The organism is Streptomyces abyssalis, assembly GCF_001751365.1.
GTDB lineage: Bacteria > Actinomycetota > Actinomycetes > Streptomycetales > Streptomycetaceae > Streptomyces > Streptomyces abyssalis.
Window position 1 is genome coordinate 524,301 of record NZ_LJGT01000040.1, and the last position, 22,179, is coordinate 546,479.

19 protein-coding genes are annotated in these 22,179 nt (G+C 71.4%); 14 read left to right on the forward strand and 5 right to left on the reverse strand.

Annotation, left to right across the window (positions count from 1 at the left end; all coding sequences use genetic code 11):
• Positions 1–11: 11 nt before the first annotated feature.
• On the forward strand, positions 12–755 hold the full coding sequence (locus AN215_RS17165) for an SAM-dependent methyltransferase (protein WP_070014041.1): 744 nt from the start codon (positions 12–14) through the stop codon (positions 753–755).
• An 87-nt stretch (positions 756–842) separates the two neighbouring features.
• Here AN215_RS17165 and AN215_RS17170 read toward each other — a convergent pair whose 3' ends face one another.
• From AN215_RS17170 to AN215_RS17180, 3 genes are all read right to left on the reverse strand, one after another.
• Positions 843–1,637, reverse strand: a complete 795-nt coding sequence (locus tag AN215_RS17170; protein ID WP_070014090.1) for an IclR family transcriptional regulator — start codon at positions 1,635–1,637, stop codon at positions 843–845.
• A 166-nt stretch (positions 1,638–1,803) separates the two neighbouring features.
• Positions 1,804–2,463 carry a response regulator gene (locus AN215_RS17175; protein WP_070014042.1) on the reverse strand — a complete coding sequence of 220 codons (660 nt, stop codon included), beginning with the start codon at positions 2,461–2,463 and terminating at the stop codon, positions 1,804–1,806.
• A 1-nt stretch (position 2,464) separates the two neighbouring features.
• Entirely contained in the window at positions 2,465–3,418 is a 954-nt protein-coding gene (locus tag AN215_RS17180; protein WP_070014043.1) for a HAMP domain-containing sensor histidine kinase, read from the reverse strand.
• Positions 3,419–3,842: 424 nt separating this feature from the next.
• On the opposite strand from AN215_RS17180, the gene AN215_RS17185 reads away from it, so the two are divergent.
• From AN215_RS17185 to era, 12 genes are all read left to right on the forward strand, one after another.
• On the forward strand, positions 3,843–5,141 hold the full coding sequence (locus tag AN215_RS17185; protein WP_070014045.1) for an ArsB/NhaD family transporter: 1,299 nt from the start codon (positions 3,843–3,845) through the stop codon (positions 5,139–5,141).
• A 116-nt stretch (positions 5,142–5,257) separates the two neighbouring features.
• Positions 5,258–5,515: a hypothetical protein gene (locus AN215_RS17190; RefSeq protein WP_070014047.1), complete on the forward strand. Its 258-nt coding sequence runs from the start codon at positions 5,258–5,260 to the stop codon at positions 5,513–5,515.
• Between the two features lie 114 nt (positions 5,516–5,629).
• Complete coding sequence (locus tag AN215_RS17195; RefSeq protein WP_070014049.1) at positions 5,630–7,159, forward strand: potassium/proton antiporter; 1,530 nt, start codon at positions 5,630–5,632, stop codon at positions 7,157–7,159.
• A 528-nt stretch (positions 7,160–7,687) separates the two neighbouring features.
• On the forward strand, positions 7,688–9,019 hold the full coding sequence (locus AN215_RS17200; protein WP_079123136.1) for a cation:proton antiporter: 1,332 nt from the start codon (positions 7,688–7,690) through the stop codon (positions 9,017–9,019).
• Between the two features lie 260 nt (positions 9,020–9,279).
• Complete coding sequence (locus AN215_RS17205) at positions 9,280–10,572, forward strand: glucarate dehydratase family protein (protein ID WP_070014051.1); 1,293 nt, start codon at positions 9,280–9,282, stop codon at positions 10,570–10,572.
• Between the two features lie 390 nt (positions 10,573–10,962).
• Positions 10,963–12,120 (forward strand): carbohydrate kinase family protein, encoded by a 1,158-nt coding sequence (locus AN215_RS17210; protein ID WP_070014092.1) that lies wholly within the window; start codon positions 10,963–10,965, stop codon positions 12,118–12,120.
• A gap of 181 nt (positions 12,121–12,301) precedes the next feature.
• A complete protein-coding gene (locus tag AN215_RS17215) occupies positions 12,302–14,497 on the forward strand; it encodes a PhoH family protein (RefSeq protein ID WP_079123138.1) in 2,196 nt (731 codons plus the stop codon).
• Positions 14,498–14,508: 11 nt separating this feature from the next.
• The gene (gene ybeY / locus AN215_RS17220; RefSeq protein ID WP_070014053.1) at positions 14,509–15,009 is read left to right on the forward strand and encodes an rRNA maturation RNase YbeY; all 501 of its coding nucleotides are present in this window, start codon (positions 14,509–14,511) and stop codon (positions 15,007–15,009) included.
• Positions 15,006–16,343, forward strand: coding sequence for a hemolysin family protein (locus AN215_RS17225; RefSeq protein ID WP_070014055.1), 1,338 nt, complete (start codon positions 15,006–15,008; stop codon positions 16,341–16,343). The genes ybeY and AN215_RS17225 overlap by 4 nt, the downstream gene beginning before the upstream one ends.
• Before the next feature lie 118 nt (positions 16,344–16,461).
• Complete coding sequence (locus AN215_RS17230) at positions 16,462–16,818, forward strand: MmcQ/YjbR family DNA-binding protein (RefSeq protein WP_070014057.1); 357 nt, start codon at positions 16,462–16,464, stop codon at positions 16,816–16,818.
• Positions 16,819–16,862: 44 nt separating this feature from the next.
• A complete protein-coding gene (locus AN215_RS17235) occupies positions 16,863–17,222 on the forward strand; it encodes a cytidine/deoxycytidylate deaminase family protein (protein ID WP_070014059.1) in 360 nt (119 codons plus the stop codon).
• Positions 17,223–17,345: 123 nt separating this feature from the next.
• Positions 17,346–18,314: a GTPase Era gene (era, locus tag AN215_RS17240; RefSeq protein WP_420856240.1), complete on the forward strand. Its 969-nt coding sequence runs from the start codon at positions 17,346–17,348 to the stop codon at positions 18,312–18,314.
• A 110-nt stretch (positions 18,315–18,424) separates the two neighbouring features.
• Here era and AN215_RS17245 read toward each other — a convergent pair whose 3' ends face one another.
• Both AN215_RS17245 and AN215_RS17250 read right to left on the reverse strand, forming a co-directional pair.
• Positions 18,425–18,703 (reverse strand): protealysin inhibitor emfourin, encoded by a 279-nt coding sequence (locus tag AN215_RS17245; RefSeq protein WP_070014062.1) that lies wholly within the window; start codon positions 18,701–18,703, stop codon positions 18,425–18,427.
• An 80-nt stretch (positions 18,704–18,783) separates the two neighbouring features.
• The gene (locus tag AN215_RS17250) at positions 18,784–19,905 is read right to left on the reverse strand and encodes a M4 family metallopeptidase (RefSeq protein ID WP_070014064.1); all 1,122 of its coding nucleotides are present in this window, start codon (positions 19,903–19,905) and stop codon (positions 18,784–18,786) included.
• 403 nt (positions 19,906–20,308) lie between these two features.
• Between AN215_RS17250 and leuA the strand changes: the two genes are divergently transcribed.
• Complete coding sequence (leuA, locus tag AN215_RS17255; protein WP_070014068.1) at positions 20,309–22,081, forward strand: 2-isopropylmalate synthase; 1,773 nt, start codon at positions 20,309–20,311, stop codon at positions 22,079–22,081.
• Positions 22,082–22,179 lie beyond the last annotated feature (98 nt).

The following is a 22,179-nucleotide window of genomic DNA, read 5'->3' on the forward strand; positions in this document are numbered from 1 at the left end:
GAAGGAACCCCATGTCACTGCGCCACCACGAGATCGCCGAAGCCGGCAACCGCATCCTCAGCCCCCTCACGTACGAGAAGCTGCGGCTGCTCGGGGAGCTGGCCGCTCCGGAGCCCGGGGCGCGGCACCTCGATCTCGCCTGCGGCAAGGGCGAGTTGCTCGCGACGTGGGCCCGCGACCACGGCACCACGGGCGTCGGCGTCGACATCAGCAAGGTCTTCCTCGACGCGGCACGCGAGCGGGCGGCGGAGCTGGGAGTCGCGGACCGGCTCCGCTTCGAGCGTGCCGACGCGGGCGCGTACGAGGCCGGCCCGGACGGCTACGACCTGGTCACCTCACTGGGCGCCACCTGGATCGGCGGCGGCCTCGCGGGCACGCTGGAGCTGATGCGCCGGGCGCTGCGCCCCGGCGGCACGATGATCGTCGGCGAGGCGTACTGGCGCAGCGAACCGTCCGACGAGGCCTGCCGTGAACTGGAGCTGGAACGGGACGACTTCACCGGCCTCGCCGGCACGAACGAGCGCTTCGAGGCGGCCGGTCTGGAACTGGTGGAGATGGTCCTCGCCGACCCGGACAGCTGGGACCGGTACATGGCCTCCCAGTGGCGCACGATCAGCGACTGGCTGCGCGCGAACCCCGGTCACCAGGACGCACCGGACATGCGCGACTTCCTCCGTCACGCCCGTACGTCCCATCTCGCCCACGGGCGCGACCTGCTGGGCTGGGGCGCCTTCGTGCTGCGCCCGGCGATCTGAGGCCCGGCGATCTGAGGTCCGGCGACCTGCCCGGCGAGCTGAGGCCCCCGTGACCCGAGGGGTACGGCGCCGATTGCGGCCCGTGCGTCAGCGCCAGTCGGGGGTGGTGCCGCCCGCGGCCACGGGGCCCGCGGATTCGATCCGTTCGCGGATCTCCCGCATCACGGCCACGATGCGCTGCTCGTGCTCCGTGGTGAGCCGCCCGGCGGGCACCGAGCAGCTGACCGCGTCGGTGGCGGGGGAGCCGTACCGCAGGGCGAAGCCGAAGCCCACGATGCCCGTCACGCTCTCCTCCCGGTCGACGGCGTAGCCGCGCCGCCGGACCTCTGCCAGGTCGGCCAGCAGGGAGGCACGAGCGGTATGGGTGTTCGCGGTGAAGGCGCGCAACGGGCCCTCGGGAAGCGGGAGTGCGGAGTCCGGCCGCTCGGCGAGCAGCGCCTTGCCCAGCGCGCCCGCGTGCGCGGGCAGCCGCCGGCCGACGCGGTTGAGGGTACGCGGGTACTCGTGTGACTCCTTCGTGGCCAGATATACGACGTCGCCGCGGTCGAGCCGGGCGAGGTGGATCGTCTCGCCCAGCGTCTCGGAGGCCTCGGCGAGGTACGGGCGGGCGAGGCGCACCCTCGGGTCGCTGTCGAGGTAGCTGGTGCCGGTGAGCAGGGCGCGGATGCCGATGCCGTAGAGGGAGCCGGTGGCGTCCGTGCGCACCCAGCCCCGTTCGACGAGGGTCTGCAGGAGGGCGTACATGCTGCTGCGCGGCACCTGCAGCTCCTCGGCGAGCTCGCGCAGCCGCGCGGGCCGGTCGCCTCGCGCGGCCAGTACCTCCAGCAGGTCGACGGCGCGGGAGGCGGACTTCACGGCGCGGACGCCCCCGTTCTCCGGCATGCGCCGATCGTAGGACATTCGCATCACCGTGCGACGGCGAGCGGTTCGCGCGTGAGTCCTGGTCGGGGCGGTGCGCGCCGGCCTTCCCTGGGCCTTCGGCCCGGGTGGTGCCCCCACGCCCAGGGGGCAGCAGCGCGCCACGCGGCAGGACCTGTGCGCCGAAGCTCTACGGCTCGATCAGCCCGGCCCGGATCGCGTACCGCGTCAGCTCCAGGCGGTCCTTCAGGCCGAGCTTCTGCAGCAGGTTCGCCCGGTGGCGCTCCACGGTCTTGGCGCTGATGAAGAGGATTCCGGCGATCTCCTTCGAGGTGTGGCCCTCGGCCACGAGCTTGAGGATCTCCTCCTCGCGGTCGGTGATGGCGCGGGCGGGCGGCCGCTCGCCCTCCCGCGCCCGCTCGAGGTGGTCGCGGATGAGCGCGGTGATCGCCCCCGGGTAGAGGAACGGCTCGTCGCGCATCGCCGCGCGGCAGGCCTCCACGAGGTCGCGGTCGGCCACGGACTTCAGGACGTAGCCGGCGGCGCCGGCCTTGAGGGCCTCGAAGAAGTACTGCTCGTTGTCGTACATGGTCAGCATGAGGATGCGCATGTCCGGCTGCTGCCGGGAGAGTTCGCGCGCCGCCTGAAGGCCGGTCAGGCGCGGCATGGCGATGTCGAGGATCGCCAGGTCGGGCGCTTCGGCGCGTGCCATCTCGATCGCCTCCGCGCCGTCGCCGGCCTCCGCGACGACGTCGAGGTCCGGCTCGCTCTCGAGGATGAGGCGGACGCCGCGGCGTACGAGCGCGTGGTCGTCGGCGAGCAGGACGCGCGTCTTCGCCTTCTCGTGCATGTCAGGCGCCCCTGTTCCGTACGGGCACGTCGAGCCGCACTTCCGTGCCGCCCGCCGGTCCTGGCCCGATGGTCAGTCCGGCGCCGATCAGCAGGGCCCGCTCGCGCATGCCGCGGATTCCGGCGCCTTCGGGTGCGCCCCGGAGCCCGCGCCCGTCGTCGCGCACGCGCAGCTCGACTCCGCCCGGGCCGCGGCGGAGGGTGAGTTCGGCGTGCCCGGCCGCCGCGTGCCGGACGGTGTTGGTCAGGCCCTCCTGCGCGACGCGGTAGAGGACGAGTTCCGTCTCGTCGTCCAGCTCGGGCAGCTCCGCGTCCAGCCGCGCCTTCACGGCCGGGCCGCCGTGCGAGGGGATCTCCGTGGTCAGCGACTTCAGGGCGCTGGCCAGCCCCAGCTCCTCGAGCACTCCCGGGCGCAGTCTGCGGGCGATGCGCCGGATCTCGTCCAGGCTGCCGCGGGTCGCCTCCTGCACGTCGTGCAGCTCCTCGCGTACGGGCTCGGAGGCGTGGTCCGCGACGCGCTTCATCTCCAGCAGCACCGCGGTGAGAGTCTGGCCGACCTCGTCGTGCAACTCCTGCGCGATGCGGCGGCGTTCGGCCTCCTGCGCGGAGAGCGCGCGAGCGGCGCTCGTGGCCCGCTCGGCCTCCAGACGGTCGAGCATGGTGTTGAACGTCCTGATCAGGTCCGCGATCTCACCCTGCCCGCCGACCGCCGGACGTGGCCTCGGGCGCAGCAGGTCGATGGTGGTCATGGCACGGGTGAGGCGCTGCAGGGGCGTGAGGCTGAGCCGCAGCAGCGCGGCGTTGGCGATGAGCATCGAGACGAGGCCGACGCCGAGCACGGCCGCCTCGGTGAGCAGCACGGGAGTGGACACGGTGACCGGGCCGAGCAGCAGCAGGGCCGTCGCCACGGTGAGTACCGCGGCGTTCAGCAGAAAGATCCGCCAGAACAGGGACAAGGTGCAACCGCCTCCTCGCGCTACGACGCCCGCAGGGCCGCAGGCAGCACCTTCTTCACCCTTGGTGCCGTACGGCCGGGGATGACCGCCGCACTGCGGCGCACCGGGCCGGCTGGTCGCCGACCGGGTGTCCCGTCTTTCAGCTTGCTGCACCGAGCGGGACGCGTCCATCGGGTCCGGCACCCATTCCGGCCCGGCCGCACTGCCCGTCTCTGCAGGTCGGGCCCCTCGCGATCTGGGTGTCGGAACGGATGGTTCCAGCACCCCCGTCCGAAAGATCATTCAAATCCGGAGTTCAAGTTCCGCAGCAGCAGCGCACCGGCCCGGTCGAAGCGGGCCCGCAGGGGCGCGGGGAGGGGGCCGGCATGTGCGGTGCGTGACGGCCCGCCGTGGCCGCGAAGCAATGTGAAGAGGGGAAGTGCACATGACCGTTACCGCATGGCTCGCAGTGGGGGTCTTCGTCGTCTCCTACGTGCTGATCGCCACGGAACGGGTCCACCGGGTCACCGCGGCGCTCGGGGGCGCGGCCGTGATGCTTGTGATCGGGGCGACCGACCCCGAACACGCCTTCTTCTCCGAACATGCCGGGATCGACTGGAACGTCATATTCCTGCTGCTGGGGATGATGCTGATCGTCGCGGTGCTGAAGCGGACAGGGATCTTCGAGTACGTCGCCATCTGGGCCGTGAAGCGGGCGAAGGGCAGACCTTACCGGCTGATGGTCCTCCTGATCATCGCCACCGCCTTCCTCTCCGCCTGGCTCGACAACGTCACCACGGTCCTGCTGATGGCGCCCGTCACGATCGTGATCTGCCGGCGGCTGGGGGTGCCCGTCGTCCCCTACCTCCTGGCCGAGGTGTTCGCCTGCAACATCGGCGGTGCGGCCACCCTCATCGGCGACCCGCCCAACATCATCATCGGCTCCCGCGCGGGACTGTCCTTCAACGACTTCCTCGTGCACATGGCACCGGTCGCGGTGCTCCTCACGCTGGTCTTCGTCGTGATGAGCCGGTTCATGTTCCGCTCGGCCTTCCGCTACGACGCGGAGAAGGCGCAGCAGGTCATGGACATGGACGAGCGGGAGGCCATCAAGGACCCCCGGCTGCTCGTCGTCTGCGGTGTGGTCGTGGGCGTCGTGATGGTCTGCTTCGTCCTCCACACGGCCCTGCACCTGGAGCCCGCGGTGGTCGCCGTCGTCGGGGGGCTGGCGCTGCTGGCCGCGTCCAGGCTCAGAGCCGAGGACGTGGTGAAGGACGTGGAGTGGGAGACGCTCGCGTTCTTCACCGGGCTGTTCGTGATGGTCGGGGCGATGGTGCAGACGGGGATCATCGGCGACCTGGGCAAAGCGGCGGCGGAGGCCACCGAGGGGCAGCTGCTCGGCACGTCGATGGCGTTGATCTTCGGATCGATCGTCCCCTCCGCCGTGATCGACAACATCCCGTTCGTCGCCTCGGTCAGCCCCGTCGTCTCCGAGATGGTCCAGGCTTCGGGCGGTACGGGCGAGGCCGGGATGCTCTGGTGGTCCTTCGCCCTCGGCGCCGACCTCGCGGGCAACGCCACGATCATCGCCTCCTCGGCCAACGTCGTGGTCGTCGGCATCGCCGACCGCAGCGGCCACCACATCTCGTTCTGGACGTTCTCGAAGTACGGCCTGATCGTCACCGCCGTGACCGTCGTGCTGGCCGCTCTCTACGTGTGGCTGCGCTACTTCGCCCTCGCGTAGCGGTGATCCCGAGGTGATGACCCGTCGGACGAGGAGGCGCCGGTGAAGTACCCGATCCGCACCGCTCACCTGACGCGGCGGCAGCGCGGCGACGACGCCGGAGGGAGGCCGGAACAGTGGACCGCTTCGAAGATCTTCCCGAGCAGCGCGGGCAGGACGGTGCTCCCGGCGCCGGGGACCGTACGGCACACCCGCGCGGCGGGCGCTGGCGTGCGGCCGCCTGGCTGGTGCTGGTCGCGGCCGCCGTGGCGCTGGTGGGCGGCATCGTGGCCGGCGAGGGCCTGCTCATCGCCGTGGGTCTGGTGTGGGCAGGGATCTCCGGGCACCTGTTCACTCCGGAGTACCGGAATCCGCGGGGGCGCCGCCATGGGTGACGAGGATGCCCGAAGGCCCGTCACGGGCGGACTCGCGGCTGCGCGGAACACCGCCCGGACGACCGCACGGAGCACTGCGGGGATCACTGCGGGGATCACTGCGGGGACCGCCGGGTGACGCTGCAGCAGCTCTACGTGGTTCTGCTGACCGGCGGAGTGGTCCTGCTGGCCGGCATCGCCGCCGCGCGTACGGCCAGCAGGCTCGGTCTGCCGAGCCTGCTGTTCTTCCTCGCCGTCGGCGTCGTCGTCGGCGAGGACGTCCTCGGGCTGGATTTCGACGACGCACAGCTCGCGCAGGCCCTGGGCACCGCGGCGCTGGCCCTCATCCTCGTCGAAGGCGGCCTGACCACGGACTGGGCGGACGTCAAGCGCCTGCTGGCACCCGCCGGGGTGCTGGCCAGCGCCGGTGTGGCGGTGTCGGTCGGCGTCACCGCCACCGGGGCCCACTTCCTGCTCGGACTGGAGTGGCATCTGGCGCTGCTGCTCGGCGCGATCATCTCCTCCACCGATGCCGCCGCCACCTTCGCCGTCCTGCGCACCCTGCCGCTGCCCCGGAAGGTCACCGGGCTGCTGGAGGCGGAATCGGGCTTCAACGACGCGCCGACCATCATCCTCGTCCTGGTCTTCAGCAACGCCGTCACGGGCATGCCCTCCCCGGCCGTCATCGTCGGCGACATCCTCTTCCAGCTGGGAGCGGGCGCAGCCGTCGGCCTGGCCGTCGGGCGGCTCGGGGCCTACGCGCTGCGGCACGTCGCGTTGCCGGCGACCGGGCTGTACCCGCTGACCGCCGTCGGGTTCGGCATCGTCGCCTTCGCCGCGGCCGGCGCGGCCGACGCGAGCGGCATCATCGCCGCGTACCTGTCGGGGCTCGTGCTCGGCAACGCCAAGCTGCCGCACCGCGCCGCCACCCGCTCGTTCGCGGAGGGCGCGGGATGGCTGGCCCAGATCGGGCTGTTCGTCATGCTGGGCCTGCTGGTCACCCCCAGCGAGCTGCCGTCGGTTCTCCTGACGGCCCTGGGCATCGGTCTGTTCCTGCTGCTCGTCGCGCGGCCGGTCTCCGTGTTCCTCTGCCTGGCGCCCTTCCGGATGCCCTTGCGGGAACAGGCGTTCATCTCCTGGGCGGGGCTTCGCGGCGCGGTGCCGATCGTGCTGGCCACCTTCCCTGTCGTCTCGGGCGTGGAGGGAGCACGGGACCTGCTGAACATCGTCTTCGTGCTCGTCGTCGTCTTCACCCTGGTCCAGGGGCCCACCCTTCCCGTCATGGCCCGCCTGCTGGGTGTGGCCCGGTCCGGTGCGCTGCGGGACGTCGAGGTGGAGTCGGCACCGCTCGACGTGCTCGACGCCGATCTGCTCACCGTGTCGGTGCCGCCGGGCTCCGGGCTCCAGGGCGTCGCCGTCTTCGAACTCCGGCTGCCTCCGCCCGCCGTGGTCACCCTCGTCGTACGCGACGGCTCCAGCCTGGTTCCGCGCGAGGACACCGTGCTCCGGGGCGGCGACGAACTGCTCCTGATCGTCAGCCCCGCCGTCCGGGACGCGGCCGAACGCCGGCTGCGTGCCATCGGCAGACGCGGCAAACTCGCCCGCTGGTACGGCGAACACGGCGATGCCGAGCCGGCCGTGGACGCGGTCGCGGGCCGCCGCTGACCGGCCCGGCAGCACGCGGCGGCGGTCGCCGCGGCCATCCCCATGGCCCTGATGCGGCGCGGGTTTTGCCCTGGCAGTAAGCCCTCTTTACCGGTCGATTACTCTGGTGGCCGTGATTGCCCATCGCTGGTGCCGGTCCGTACGCCGGTTCTGAAGCCGACGTGACGGGGGCCAGAAGATGCATCCGACCCACCGCCGGTCCGTGAAGCCGCTCTCGACGGCGTCGGCTGCCCGCTGCTCCCGCACCGCGCGCCGCCGCACCCGGCGGTGCGGTTGCCGTCCCCGGCAGCGTGTACGGCAGCAGCGGCACAGACCGCTGTGGCCGCCTCCGTGCGCGGGGGAAGCACCACGCCCCCGCGTGCCGGCCGCAGCCGGCCCGCCGCCACCCCCGGTATGAGTCCCGTACGCGACGCCGCCCGCGCGCACTTGACGCAGCAGGCACCACCGGCGCCCTCGACGCCACCGCCGAGCTGTCGCGTACGAAGACGATCCGGACGCCGCCGCTGAACCGACCGGAGGACGACGCCCGTGCACAACACCACCGCCATGCTCATCGAACTCGGGGCGATCATCCTGGCCCTGGGCCTGCTCGGAAGATTCGCCGGGCGCATCGGCTTCTCCCCGATCCCCCTCTACCTGCTCGCCGGGCTCGCCTTCGGCCACGGCGGCCTTCTCCCGCTGCAGGCGAGCGAGGAATTCGTCGCCACGGGTGCGGAGATCGGCGTCATCCTGCTGCTGCTCCTGCTCGGTCTCGAATACAGCGCCTCCGAACTCGTCACCAACCTCAAGACCCAATACCCCTCCGGCGCCGTCGACTTCGTCCTCAACGCCCTGCCCGGCGCCGCTGCCGCGCTGCTGCTGGGCTGGGGCCCGGTCGCCGCCGTCGTGCTGGCGGGCGTCACCTGGATCTCCTCGTCGGGCGTCATCGCCAAGGTCCTCGGCGACCTCGGCCGTCTCGGGAACAGGGAGACGCCCGTCATCCTCGGCGTCCTCGTCATCGAGGACCTCGCCATGGCCGTCTACCTGCCGATCCTCACCGCGATCCTCGCCGGTGTGGGGCTGGCAGGCGGTTCGCTGACTCTGCTGATCTCGCTGGGGACCGTCGGAGCCGTGCTCTATCTCGCGCTGCGCCACGGACGTCTGATCAGCCGCGTCGTCTCCTCCGACAGCGCGGAGATGCTGCTGCTGGTCGTGCTCGGCCTCACGCTGCTCGTCGCGGGCATCGCGCAGGAGCTGCAGGTCTCGGCGGCCGTCGGCGCGTTCCTCGTCGGGATCGCGCTGTCGGACGAGGTGGCAGAGGGCGCGCACAATCTGCTGATGCCGTTGCGCGACCTCTTCGCGGCGGTCTTCTTCGTCTTCTTCGGCCTGTCCACCGAACCATCCGACATCCCGCCCGTACTGCTGCCCGCGCTGATCCTCGCCGTCGTCACCACGCTGACGAAGATCGCCACCGGCTGGTACGCCGCACGCCGCGCGGGCATCAGGTCGCCGGGGCGCTGGCGGGCGGGCGGCACGCTCGTGGCACGCGGCGAGTTCTCCATCGTCATCGCGGGCCTCGCCGCCGGGGCCGAACCGCGCATCGGTCCGCTGGCCACCGCGTACGTCCTCATCCTCGTCATCGTCGGACCGCTCACCGCCCGCTGGACCGAGCCGGTCGTCCGCCGGCTCACCGGCCGCCGCAAGTCCCTGGCGGCACCCGCGAAGACCGCGGCGTCGAAGGGTGCGGCGAAGGACGCCTCCGAGAGGCCGGACGGGTCCGAGAGTGCCGAGGGTGCCGACGCGGCGGAAGGCGGCGGTCCGGCCGGGGAGGCTCGGCGTCCCGGCGTCGAGGAGAGCGACTCCGCGAACGCATCGCGCTGAGCCGGGCTCTGGCGCCGCCCGGCTTCCTCCGCCCTGCTCCGCTCCGCCCCCGCGCACGACGCGGGGGCGGAGCTGTGTCCGGGGCCGGTGCGCGTACGGGAGAGCGCGCCCGGGCGGTGGGCACGCGTCCCCCGGCCGGTGGGCGCGGCTGCGCGGCTCTTGACCGGGTGCGTTCAGCTCCATAGCCTCCATTTCCATACGTGGACGACATCTACGTACGGAGACAGACTGCAGCCGACGGACGCGACGGGAGCCGCCCCATGACCGCCGACCTGACCATCACCGACGTACGGCTGACCCCCGTCCTCATCTCCGACCCGCCACTCCTCAACACCCAGGGCGTGCACCAGCCGTACGCGACGCGGCTGATCGTCGAGGTCGTCACCGCCGGCGGCACCTGCGGCTTCGGCGAGACCTACGGCGACACCAAGTACCTGGAGATAGCCCGCCCGCTGGCCGCGGCGCTGCCGGGCCGTCAAGTCACGGACCTGAACGGGCTGTTCACCCTGGCCAGTGGCGTCGAAGTCGACTCCGGACGGGTCGAGAACTCCGTGGACGTGGGCGGGCTGCGCGGAGTGCAGACGGCCGGCAAGCTCCGCCTCTCCGTCGTCTCCGCGTTCGAAGTCGCATGCCTGGACGCCCTCGGCAAGGCGAGGGACCTGCCCGTACACGCCCTGCTGGGGCACAAGCTCCGCGACCGCGTCGAGTACAGCGGATACCTCTTCTACCGCTGGGAGCAGCACCCCGGCGGCCAGGGTGAGCCCGACGACTGGGGCGCGGCCACCGATCCCGCCGGAGTCGTGGCGCAGGCCCGCCGCTTCGCGGAGGACTACGGCTTCAGCTCCTTCAAGCTCAAGGGAGGCGTGTACGAACCGGACGAGGAGATCGCCGCCGTCCGCGCGCTCGCCGCGGCCTTCCCCGGTTCGCCCCTGCGCCTGGACCCCAACGGCGCCTGGTCCGTGCCGACTTCGCTGCGGGTCGCGGCGGAGCTGCGCGACGTGCTGCAGTACCTGGAGGACCCCACGAGCGGCACACCCGGCATGGCCGAGGTCGCGGGGCAAGCGGGAGTGCCGCTGGCGACCAACATGTGTGTGACGACCTTCCCCGAGATCCCCGAGGCGTTCGCGACCGGCGCGGTGCAGGTCGTCCTCAGCGACCACCACTACTGGGGCGGTCTGCACCGCACGCGTGAACTGGCCGCCGTCTGCCGTACGTTCGGTGTCGGCCTGTCCATGCACTCCAACACCCACCTGGGGATCTCGCTGGCCGCGATGACCCACGTCGCGGCGACGGTCCCCAATCTCGACTACGCCTGCGACAGCCACTACCCGTGGCAGGCGGAGGACGTCCTGACCCGGCGGCTCACCTTCCGTGACGGCTGCGTCGACGTCCCCGACGCACCCGGCCTCGGCGTCGAGGTGGACCGCGAGCGGCTCGCCGCGCTCCACCAGCGCTGGCTGGACGACGACGGCACCATGCGCGACCGGGACGACGCCGCGGCCATGCGCAAGGCCGACCCCGGTTGGGTCACCCCGGGCGTTCCGCGCTGGTGACGGGCGGCCGGGGCCTCACCCCGGCATGACCCCCCTGGCCTGGCCTGGCCCGGCCCGGCCCGGCCTGGCACGGGCACCGGGCCAGGGACGGACCGGGCTCCCGGGGTGTCCGGGCTGGCCCGATGTCCGAGCCGCGCGGTACACCGGAGACACCACTCGAAGCTGCAGAGGTGCCGGAGGAGTCAGGTGAGCACGGGCGCGGGGAACCATAAGGAGGGGCGGACGGGTCAGGAGTCCGGGCCCGAGCCCCGTCCGGAGCCGGAAGCGGGACCCCGGCCTCCGGCACCGGGGCCTGAACAGGGCCACGGGGCGGCAGCGGGCCCCCGGCCGGACCCAGGGCCGGGGCGGCCCCGGGAACCGGAACCGGAACGTCCCGCGCACCACGGCACACTGCCGCAGCACACGCACCCGTTCGACCCGCTCGCCGCCCTGCGCGGCCCCGGCGACCCGGCATGCGACGTCTACCTGTCCGGCACCGTCTTCCTCGACATCATCTTCACCGGCCTGGACTCCGCACCCGTACGCGGCACCGAGTCCTGGGCGCGGGGCATGGGCTCCAGCCCCGGCGGCGTCGCCAACATGGCCACCGCCCTGGCCCGGCTCGGCCTGCGCACGTCCCTCGCGGCGGCCTTCGGCGACGACATGTACGGCGACTACTGCCGCGAAGCCCTGGACAAGGGTGAGGGCATCGATCTCGCTCTCTCCCACACCGTCCCCGGGTGGCACTCACCGGTCACCGTCTCCATGGCGTACGAGGGCGAACGCACGATGATCTCCCACGGACACGAGGCGCCGCCCCGCGAGACCGCGTCCTCTTCCGCTGCTGCCCTCGGCCTGGGCGGCGCCCCCATCGACCCCGAGGCCCCCGACTGCCCGCCTCCCGCCCGCGCCTGCGTGACCTCCCTCGTGCCGGGCGACCGCCAGGAGTGGATCGCCACCGCGGCCCGCCGCGGCAGCCGCATCTTCGCCGGCGTCGGCTGGGACGACACCGGCGACTGGGACCTCGGCGCCCTTCCCGGCCTGGAGCACTGCGAGGCCTTCCTCCCCAACGCCGAAGAGGCCATGCGCTACACGCGCACCCGCTGCCCCCGAGCCGCCGCCCGCGCGCTCAGCGAGACGGTGCCGCTCGCCGTCGTCACGCTCGGAGCGCACGGCTCCTGTGCCGTCGACGGACGTACGGGCGAGACCGCCGAGGTGCCCGGCATCCCCGTCGACGCACTCGACACGACCGGCGCGGGCGACGTCTTCGCCGCGGGCTTCGTCATGGGCTCCCTCGCCGGCTGGCCGCTCCCGGACCGGCTGGCCTTCGCGGGGCTCACGGCGGCGCTTTCCGTCCAGGAGTTCGGGGGATCGCTCTCGGCGCCGGGCTGGCCCGAGATCGCGGCGTGGCGGAGCCGGCTGCGTACTGCGGAGCAGCCGGACGGAGCCGGCTCCGGCGAGGGCAGGTACGGCTTCCTCGACGCAGTCCTCACCGGCTGCCCCGCCCCCGCCGCCCGCCGCCGCGCGCTCCCCACCATCGGCTTCGGCCGCGCCGGCGGACCCGTATAGCCGCGGGACCTGCGGGGCACGCGGAGCAGCCGCCGCGCGGTGCCGCATGGGCCGTCACCGGCGGTGCCCACCGGGGCCTGCGGCGGAAATCGCGTTCTGACTTGTCAGTGCCGCGTCGTATTCTGGAAAGCCAATCGCCAGGAGAGACAGAGAGGGATGAGGAAGGCCCACCGGGTCACCCATGACGCAGACAACGACGAATCAGGCGGGGTCCCCGCGGGCACCTCAGGCCACGGCCCGCTTCACCGTTCCGGCAAAGCATCCGATGGTGACCGTGCTGGGTTCCGGTGACTCCCTGCTGCGTGTGATCGAGCAGGCGTTCCCAGCCGCCGACATCCACGTACGGGGCAACGAGATCAGCGCGTCCGGCGAGGCCGCGGAGGTCGACCTCATCCAGCGGCTCTTCGACGAGATGATGCTGGTCCTCCGCACCGGCCAGCCCATGACCGAGGACGCGGTCGAGCGCTCCATCTCGATGCTCCGCGACCAGCAGGACGGCAAGGGCTCCGGCGGCGAGACCCCCGCCGAGGTGCTGACGCAGAACATCCTCTCCAACCGCGGCCGCACGATCCGCCCCAAGACGCTGAACCAGAAGCGGTATGTCGACGCGATCGACAAGCACACCGTCGTCTTCGGCATCGGCCCCGCCGGCACCGGCAAGACCTACCTCGCGATGGCCAAGGCCGTGCAGGCGCTGCAGTCCAAGCAGGTCAACCGGATCATCCTGACCAGGCCGGCGGTCGAGGCGGGGGAGCGGCTCGGCTTCCTGCCCGGCACGCTCTACGAGAAGATCGACCCGTATCTGCGCCCGCTCTACGACGCGCTGCACGACATGCTCGACCCCGACTCCATCCCGCGCCTGATGGCGGCCGGGACGATCGAGGTGGCGCCGCTCGCATACATGAGGGGTAGGGCCCAGCCCGTGTTCACGAAGGTCCTGACGCCCGACGGCTGGCGTCCCATCGGGGAACTCCAGGTTGGCGACATGGTCACAGGGTCGGACGGAGCACCGACTCCAGTGCTCGGTGTCTACCCGCAGGGCGAGAAGGACATCTACCGCGTCACCGCCCAGGACGGTTCCTGGACACTGTGCTGCGGTGAGCACTTGTGGACGGTCCGCACTGCGGCCGACCGCCGCCGGGACCGGCCGTGGAGGGTTCTCGAGACCAAGGAGATGGTCGGCAAGCTCCGTGCCGCCCATGCCCGCCGGTACGAGCTGCCGCTGCTCACCGCCCCGGCCGCCTTCCCCGAGCAGGAAGTGCCGATGGACCCCTACGCCATGGGGCTGCTGCTCGGTGACGGATGTCTCACCGGCTCCACCACCCCGTCGTTCTCCACTGCGGATCCGGAGCTCGCCGAGGCTCTGGAGGCATCGCTGCCCGGCGTCGCTGTGCGGCACAAGCGCGGGCCTGACTACATTTTGAACCGGGTCAAGAAGCCCGGGGACGTCGTCACTCTGGAGAACCCGGTCACGCGTGTGATGCGGGAGCTGGATCTGCTGGGGAGCCGCTCGAACACGAAGCTCGTGCCGGACGCGTACCTGTACAACTCAGCAGAGATCCGGCTCGCGTTGCTCCAGGGGCTGCTCGACTCCGACGGCGGCCCGGTCGCCCAGACCGACCGCACGTGCCGGGTCCAGTACACGACGACGTCGATCCTGCTCCGCGACGATGTCGTCTCGCTCGTCCAGTCCCTCGGAGGAGTGGCTTACACGCGGCGCAGGGCGGCCGCAGGCCGTTCTCCCGGCCGTGCGAAGAACCGGAATGTGGGGTACCGGTACGACGCCCATGTCGTGGACATCCGGCTCCCGGCGGGGATCGAGCCGTTCCGCCTCTCCCGCAAACGGGAGAAGTACCACGCGGCCGGTGGCGGCGGGCGCCCGATGCGCTTCATCGACAGCATCGAGCCGGCAGGCCGCGAGGAGGCGGTGTGCATCCAGGTGGCGGCGGAGGATTCGCTGTACGTCACTCAGGATTACCTGCTGACGCACAACACCCTCAACGACGCCTTCATCATTCTGGACGAGGCGCAGAACACCAATCCCGAGCAGATGAAGATGTTCCTCACCCGGCTCGGGTTCGAGTCGAAGATCGTGATCACCGGTGACGTCACCCAGGTCGACCTGCCCGGCGGCACGAAGAGCGGGCTGCGCCAGGTGCGGGAGATCCTGGACGGCGTGGACGACGTGCACTTCAGCATGCTCGACAGCTCCGACGTCGTGCGGCACAAGCTCGTCAGCCGCATCGTCGACGCGTACGAGCGCTACGACGTACGGGCGGACGGTGCGGGCGCGGGCGGTCCGGGCCACCCCGGCGGCAGGTCCGGCGACGGCGACCGTCACCGCCCCGGCTCCGGTCACGGCCACGGAAAGCACTGAGTCGGCCCGCCATGACGATCGAGGTCAACAACGAGTCCGGGCGGACCGTCGACGAGCAGGCGCTCCTCGACATCGCCCGCTATGCCCTGACCCGCATGCGCATCCATCCGCTCTCCGAGGTGTCGGTGATCCTCGTCGACGCCGGCGCGATGGAGCAGCTCCACCTCCAGTGGATGGATCTGCCCGGTCCGACCGACGTGATGTCGTTCCCCATGGACGAACTGCGCCCGCCCGTGCGCGAGGAGGAGGACCCGCCGCAGGGGCTCCTCGGTGACATCGTGCTCTGCCCCGAAGTCGCCGAGCAGCAGGGCGCCGACGCCCCGACGCAGCACTCGATGGACGAGGAGCTCCAGCTGCTGACCGTTCACGGAGTGCTGCATCTGCTGGGTTACGACCACGAGGAGGCCTCCGAGAAGGCCGAGATGTTCGGTCTGCAGTCCGCGATCCTGGACGGCTGGCGCGGCGAGCGCGGTCTGACGGGTCCCTCCCCCGCCCCCACCACCGCGTCGTGACGGCCCAACTGATCGCTGCGGCGGTCCTGTTGCTAGTGGTCGCGTGGCTGGCGGCCTGCGCCGAGGCCGGTCTCGCCCGTACGACCAGCTACCGCGCGGAGGAAGCGGTCCGCCAGGGCCGCCGCGGTGCCGAGCGGCTCGCGGTCGTCGCAGCCGATCCGACGCGTTATCTCAATCTGGCGCTGCTGGTGCGGGTGGCGTGCGAGGTCGCCTCCGGGGTGCTGGTGACGTTCACCTCCGTGCGGGTCTTCGACGAGACGTGGGAGTCGCTGGCCGTCGCGATGGGCGTGATGGTGCTGGTCAGCTATGTCGCCATCGGGGTCTCACCGCGGACCATCGGGCGTCAGCATCCGCTGAACACGGCCACGGCCGCCTCGTACGTGCTGGTGCCGCTGGTGCGCGTTCTGGGCCCCGTGCCGCAGCTGCTGATCCTCCTGGGCAACGCGCTCACGCCCGGAAAGGGCTTCCGCAAGGGCCCGTTCGCGAGTGAGGCGGAGCTGCGCGCGATGGTCGACCTCGCCGAGCAGGAGTCCCTGATCGAGGACGAGGAGCGGAAGATGGTGCACTCCGTCTTCCAGCTCGGCGACACGATCGTGCGTGAAGTGATGGTGCCGCGCACCGACTTGATCACCATCGAGCGGTTCAAGACGATAAGGCAGGCGCTCACGCTCGCGCTGCGCTCCGGCTTCTCCCGCATCCCGGTGGTGGGGGAGAGCGAGGACGACGTCGTCGGCATCGTCTATCTCAAGGACCTGGCACGCAGAGTGCACATCAGCCGCGAGGCCGAGACGGAGCTGGTCTCCACCGCGATGCGTCCGGCGGCGTTCGTGCCGGACACGAAGAACGCGGGCGATCTGCTGCGCGAGATGCAGCAGGACCGCATCCATGTCGCGGTCGTCATCGACGAGTACGGCGGCACGGCCGGGATCGTGACGATCGAGGACATCCTGGAGGAGATCGTCGGGGAGATCACCGATGAGTACGACCGTGAACTGCCGCCCGTGGAGGATCTGGGCGACGGCTGCTACCGCGTCACGGCGCGGCTCGACATCGGCGACCTGGGCGAGCTGTACGACCTGGTCGGCCTCGACGACGAGGACGTGGAGACGGTCGGGGGGCTGCTGGCGAAGTCGCTGGGCCGTGTGCCCATCGCGGGTGCGACAGCTACGGTCGACGTCACCGACGACCGCTCCGACCCGGCGCTGACGGCGCTGCGGCTGACGGCGGAGGCGCCGGCGGGGCGCCGGAACAGGATCGTGACGGTGCTGGTCGAGCCGGTGCGCTCGGCCGAGGACGCCGACGAGTCCTCCGCGGACGAGCCTGCCAACGCGTGAGCGGAGCCGCGGCCCGCCTTGCCCGTGCGGGGTGCCCCACCGGGGCGAGGCGGCGCCCTGCCCGCGCGAAGCGGTCCGCTCCCGGGCGGCCGCCCGCTCGCGGTGGGACCCTGAACCCATGAACGCGGACGAGCTGCGGACGTACTGCCTGGAGCTGAACGGGGCGAGAGAGGACTTCCCGTTCTCCCCGGAGGTGTCGGTCTTCAAGGTCGGCGGGAAGATCTTCGCCATCTCCGTGCTCGACGACAGCCCGCTGCAGGTGAGCCTCAAGTGCGAACCGGAGCTGGCAGTCCAACTGCGCGAGGCCAATCCGGCCATCACGCCCGGCTACCACCTGAACAAGCGGCACTGGAACACCGTCACGCTCGACGGCTCACTTCCGGAGCGCATGGTCCGGGACATGATCGAGGACTCCTACGACCTCGTGGTCGCCGGTCTTCCGCGCCGCGAGCGGCTCCTGCTCGACCGTCCCTGACGTCGCCTCCAGGGCCCCGGCGGTGGCCGCATATGCTCGGTCGTATGAGTGACCGCAGCGATCAGGTACTGGACCCCGAGGACCGCAAGCTCCTCACGCTGGCCCGGAGCACCCGCGCCCGCAACGGCGTTCCGGAGGGCGCGGCCGTGCGGGACGAGACGGGCCGTACGTATGTGGCGGGTTCCGTGGACCTGGCCTCACTGCGGCTCAGCGCCCTGCAGACCGCCGTGGCCATGGCGGTCGCCTCCGGCGCGAAGTCGCTGGAGGCCGCGGCGGTCGTCACGGAGGCGGAGCTGATTCCGGCCGCGGACCTGTCGGCCGTGCACGACCTGTCGGGGCAGGCGACCACGGTGCTGCTGGCCGGCCCGGACGGCGAGCTGCGCGCGACGGTGGCGGCGGGCTGAGCGGCGGGCTGAGCGTCCGCCGGAGGTCCGGCCGGGGCTGACTCCGCCCGGCGTCCGCCCGGCCGCCACCCGGCGGGCCCCGGGCCTGCGCCACGGTCGGGGGCACTCACCCGATCGGGGACAATGGTCGCCATGGATGCGCCCTCCCCAGCTTCTCCCGCAGCCGACGACGCCGAGGCACCGCACCGCTCCGGGTTCGCGTGCTTCGTCGGCCGCCCCAACGCGGGCAAATCGACCCTGACCAACGCCCTGGTCGGCACGAAGGTCGCGATCACCTCCAACCGCCCGCAGACGACCAGGCACACCGTCCGCGGCATCGTTCACCGCCCTGAGGCGCAGCTCGTCCTGGTCGACACCCCCGGCCTGCACAAGCCGCGCACGCTGCTGGGGGAGCGGCTCAACGACGTCGTACGCACGACGTGGGCCGAGGTCGACGTCATCGGCTTCTGCCTGCCCGCCGACGAGCGGACGGGCCCCGGCGACCGCTTCATCGCGAACGAACTGGCCGGGCTGAAGCGCACCCCGAAGGTGGCGGTGGTCACCAAGTCCGACCTGGTCGACTCGCGGGCGCTGGCCGAGCAGCTGATCTCCGTCGACAGACTCGGCAAGGAATGCGGGATCGAATGGGCCGAGATCGTGCCCGTCTCCGCCACCGAAGGCCGGCAGGTCTCCCTGCTGGCCGACCTGCTGGCCCCGATGCTCCCCGAGGGCCCGCCGCTCTACCCGGACGGCGATCTGACGGACGAGCCCGAGCAGGTCATGGTCGCCGAACTCATCCGCGAGGCCGCGCTGGAGGGCGTACGGGACGAGCTGCCGCACTCCATCGCCGTCGTCGTCGAGGAGATGCTGCCGCGCGAGGACCGCCCGGCCGACCGGCCGCTGCTGGACATCCACGCCAACATCTTCCTTGAGCGGCCCAGCCAGAAGGGCATCGTCATCGGCCCGAAGGGCAAGCGTCTGAAGGACGTCGGCACGACCTCGCGCCGCCACATCGAGGCCCTGCTGGGCACGCCCGTCTATCTGGATCTGCATGTGAAGGTCGCCAAGGACTGGCAGCGGGACCCCAAGGCGCTGCGCAGGCTGGGCTTCTAGGACACGTGCAGGAGGACACGCAGTACGTGCAGGTCGTGTAGCACGTGAGCCCGGGAAGCGTCCGGGCCCACGTCCTCATATCCCCTGCATCCCCACGTCCGGCAAGCCGCTCACCCGCGGTCGGTGCCGCCCTCCCGGAACACCTTGCCGATCAGCGCCGACTGGGCCTCGGTGAGGCGTGGGTCGGCGCAGTACGTGGTGCCGTCGTCCGTCTCGATCTCGTAGTGGAAGCCGTCGGGCACCCCCGTGGACGGCTCCGCCCGGCCCTCGGCCAGAGCGCTGCGCGCGAGGGCGGCGAGCTCGGCGGCGTCCGGTCTGCCGTCCGTGCGGAGGGTGGCCCGGCGGGTGAGGCCGCCGAAGCCGCCGGTGCGGGTGACGGTGATACGCATGTCTCCATCCTCGCTCGACTGCTGCGGCCTTGCCCCTGCTGCGCCTCTTGCGCCGCGGGCTCTTCCGTGTCCGTTGCTTCCTACGCGTCGGCCGGTGTGACCCCCACCAGCGACCACGACTTGAGCACCGCCTCCTGCTCCGCGCCGCCTTCCCCGTAGCGGCCCGCGGCCGCCGCCACCGTGGCGCCCGCGAACGCCGCGAAGTCCGCGTCCGGGGAGAGGCTGCCGGAGGTGAGCGTGTCGTACCAGATCTGTCCGGCACGCTCCCATGCGTGGCCGCCCAGCTCCGTCGCCAGCCGGTAGAACGCGTGGTTGGGGATGCCGGAGTTGATGTGCACGCCGCCGTTGTCGGAGCCGGTGTGCACGTAGTCCTCCATGGTCGCCGGCTGCGGGTCCTTGCCGAGGACGTCGTCGTCGTACGCGGTGCCGGGGGCCTTCATCGAACGCAGGGCCGTGCCCTCGACCCGGTCGGTGAAGAGGGTGTCGCCGATGAGCCAGTCCGCGGCGTCCGCGGTCTGGCCCAGCCCGTACTGCTTGATGAGGGAGCCGAAGACGTCGGAGAGCGACTCGTTGAGCGCCCCGGACTGGCCGAAGTAGGCGAGGTTCGCGGTGTGCTGCGTGACGCCGTGGGTCAGTTCGTGGCCGATGACGTCCACGGGCAGCGTGAAGTCGCGGAAGACCTCGCCGTCGCCGTCCCCGAAGACCATGCGCTCGCCGTCCCAGAAGGCGTTGCCGTAGTCCCGGCCGTAGTGGACGGTCGCGTCCAGCGGCATGCCCGCGTCGTCGATCGAATAGCGGGAGAAGACGCTGAGGTAGAGGTCGAACGTCGCGCCGAGGCCCGCGTACGCGCGGTTCACACTGGCGTCGTCCACGGGCTCCTCGCCCTCGGACCGCACCTTCTCACCCGGCAGCTGCTCACTCTGCCCGGCGTCGAAGATCGTGCGCCGCGGCTTCTTCTCCGCGGGCTCCCCGGCCGTCTCCTCCGCGGCCGGCCCCGCGCCCGTGCCGGCGGCCATGCGGACGGTGGTGATCCGGCGACGGGTGCGCTGCAGCGCGTCCCGCTCCAGGGTGCGGCGGGCCGGTTCGTAGAGCGCGGGATCGCCGGAACGGGAGAGGTGGTCCAGGAGGTGCGGGGGGACGATGGTGCAGAAGACGACGTTCACGGAACGTGGACAACATGTGTGCGCTGAGTGTGCGTTCATATATGGAACGTGGCACAGGGTCATCGCCCTGTCACTCCTTGCTGCGCGAATTGGCGTGAAAAAGGGGTACGAAGGGAACAGAAGCGCCCAACTCGCGTGCACAGTCCGTGACTCGGGGCTTCCGTCACCCGCCGCTCCGGTGCGGACCGGTGCCGTACGCCGTGAACCGGCACCCGCGCGGTGTGAACCGATGCACAGTCCCGCATGGTGATACGGCCTCGGGTATCCACGCCGTCTCCGTTAGACTCGCCAATCATGCGTTTCGGGCTGCTTCTTCTTAGCTGCCGCGGCGAGGGTCTGTAGTCGTAAGGCCGACCCCCTCCCCGCGGAGACCGGTGCTGCCACCGTCGGCCCTCGAAGCCCAATCACGCGGACCTCTCTCCGCGATCAGGAGCCCACGCACATGACTGCTTCGTCCAGCTCGGATTCCTTCGGAGCACCCACGCCCATCACGGCCGCGACGGTACGGCAGAAGCCGTCCGGGATGCCCGTCCACAAGTACGGCCCGTACGAGGCCGTCGACATCCCCGACCGCACCTGGCCCGGCAACCGCATCACCAAGGCCCCCCGCTGGCTCTCCACCGACCTGCGCGACGGCAACCAGGCGCTGATCGACCCCATGTCGCCCGCCCGCAAGCGCGCGATGTTCGATCTGCTGGTGTCGATGGGCTACAAGGAGATCGAGGTCGGCTTCCCCGCCTCCGGCCAGACCGACTTCGACTTCGTGCGCTCCATCATCGAGGAGGACGCGATCCCCGATGACGTGACGATCTCCGTCCTCACCCAGGCCCGCGAGGAACTGATCGAGCGCACCGTGGAGTCCCTGAAGGGCGCCCGCCATGCGACGGTCCACCTCTACAACGCCACCGCGCCCGTCTTCCGCGAGGTCGTCTTCCGCGGCACCCGCGAGCAGGTCCGCCAGATCGCGGTCGACGGCACCCGTCTGGTGACGGAGTACGCGGAGAAGCTGCTGGACGACCGCACGGCCTTCGGCTACCAGTACAGCCCGGAGATTTTCACCGACACCGAGCTGGACTTCGCCCTGGAGGTCTGCGAGAGCGTCATGGACGTGTGGCAGCCCGGCGAGGGCCGCGAGATCATCCTCAACCTGCCCGCCACGGTGGAGCGTTCGACGCCCTCGACGCACGCCGACCGCTTCGAGTGGATGTCCCGCAACCTCTCGCGGCGCGAGCACGTATGCCTGTCCGTGCACCCGCACAACGACCGCGGCACCGCCGTGGCCGCCGCCGAACTGGCGATCATGGCCGGCGCGGACCGCATCGAGGGCTGCCTGTTCGGGCAGGGCGAGCGCACCGGCAACGTCGACCTGGTCACCCTGGGCATGAACCTCTTCAGCCAGGGCGTCGACCCGCAGATCGACTTCTCGCAGATCGACGAGGTCAAGCGGACCGCCGAGTACTGCAACCAGATGGACGTCCACTCCCGGCACCCCTACGTCGGCGACCTCGTCTACACCTCCTTCTCCGGCTCCCACCAGGACGCCATCAAGAAGGGCTTCGAGGCGATGGAGGTACGCGCCGAGCGGGAGGGCAAGAGCGTCGACGAGCTGGAGTGGGCGGTGCCGTACCTGCCCATCGACCCCAAGGACGTGGGGCGCTCGTACGAGGCCGTCATCCGCGTCAACTCCCAGTCCGGCAAGGGCGGCATCGCCTACGTGCTGAAGGACGGGCACAGCCTCGACCTGCCCCGCCGGATGCAGGTCGAGTTCTCGAAGATCATCCAGGAGCGCACGGACAGCGAGGGCGGCGAGGTCACCCCCGCCGACATCTGGGAGATCTTCCAGCACGAGTACCTGCCCGTCCCGGAGGCCCCCTGGGGCCGCATCGCACTGCGCGACGGGCAGACCACGACGACGGTCGACGGGCAGGACGAGGTCACCGTGGACGCCACGGTCGACGGCGAGGAGACCGTCCTGGCCGGCAGCGGCAACGGTCCGCTGGCCGCCTTCTTCGACGCCCTGCAGGCCGTCGACGTCGACGTACGGCTGCTGGACTACGTCGAGCACACCATGAGCGAGGGCGCGGGCGCCGAGGCCGCCGCGTACATCGAGTGCGCGATCGACGGCCAGGTGCTGTGGGGCGTCGGCATCGACGCCAACATCGTGCGGGCGTCGATCAAGGCCGTCGTCTCGGCGGTCAACCGCGCCGCGCGCTGAGGGAGTTGGTGCCGCGAGCCGGTGCGTTCGCGCTACGCGTACGGGACGTGTACGGGCACGTGCGCGGGCGGCGGGCCGCCTCGCCCGCCCGGCTCGAC

Bases quoted from the DNA above. Each gene is read 5' to 3' on its own strand.
- AN215_RS17165 (WP_070014041.1), top strand. From the start codon at position 12: ATGTCACTGCGCCACCACGAGATCGCCGAAGCCGGCAACCGCATCCTC.
- AN215_RS17170 (WP_070014090.1), bottom strand. From the start codon at position 1,637: ATGCCGGAGAACGGGGGCGTCCGCGCCGTGAAGTCCGCCTCCCGCGCC.
- AN215_RS17175 (WP_070014042.1), bottom strand. From the start codon at position 2,463: ATGCACGAGAAGGCGAAGACGCGCGTCCTGCTCGCCGACGACCACGCG.
- AN215_RS17185 (WP_070014045.1), top strand. From the start codon at position 3,843: ATGACCGTTACCGCATGGCTCGCAGTGGGGGTCTTCGTCGTCTCCTAC.
- AN215_RS17205 (WP_070014051.1), top strand. From the start codon at position 9,280: ATGACCGCCGACCTGACCATCACCGACGTACGGCTGACCCCCGTCCTC.
- AN215_RS17215 (WP_079123138.1), top strand. From the start codon at position 12,302: ATGACGCAGACAACGACGAATCAGGCGGGGTCCCCGCGGGCACCTCAG.
- ybeY (WP_070014053.1), top strand. From the start codon at position 14,509: ATGACGATCGAGGTCAACAACGAGTCCGGGCGGACCGTCGACGAGCAG.
- AN215_RS17230 (WP_070014057.1), top strand. From the start codon at position 16,462: ATGAACGCGGACGAGCTGCGGACGTACTGCCTGGAGCTGAACGGGGCG.
- AN215_RS17235 (WP_070014059.1), top strand. From the start codon at position 16,863: ATGAGTGACCGCAGCGATCAGGTACTGGACCCCGAGGACCGCAAGCTC.
- era (WP_420856240.1), top strand. From the start codon at position 17,346: ATGGTCGCCATGGATGCGCCCTCCCCAGCTTCTCCCGCAGCCGACGAC.
- AN215_RS17245 (WP_070014062.1), bottom strand. From the start codon at position 18,703: ATGCGTATCACCGTCACCCGCACCGGCGGCTTCGGCGGCCTCACCCGC.
- AN215_RS17250 (WP_070014064.1), bottom strand. From the start codon at position 19,905: ATGAACGCACACTCAGCGCACACATGTTGTCCACGTTCCGTGAACGTC.
- leuA (WP_070014068.1), top strand. From the start codon at position 20,309: ATGACTGCTTCGTCCAGCTCGGATTCCTTCGGAGCACCCACGCCCATC.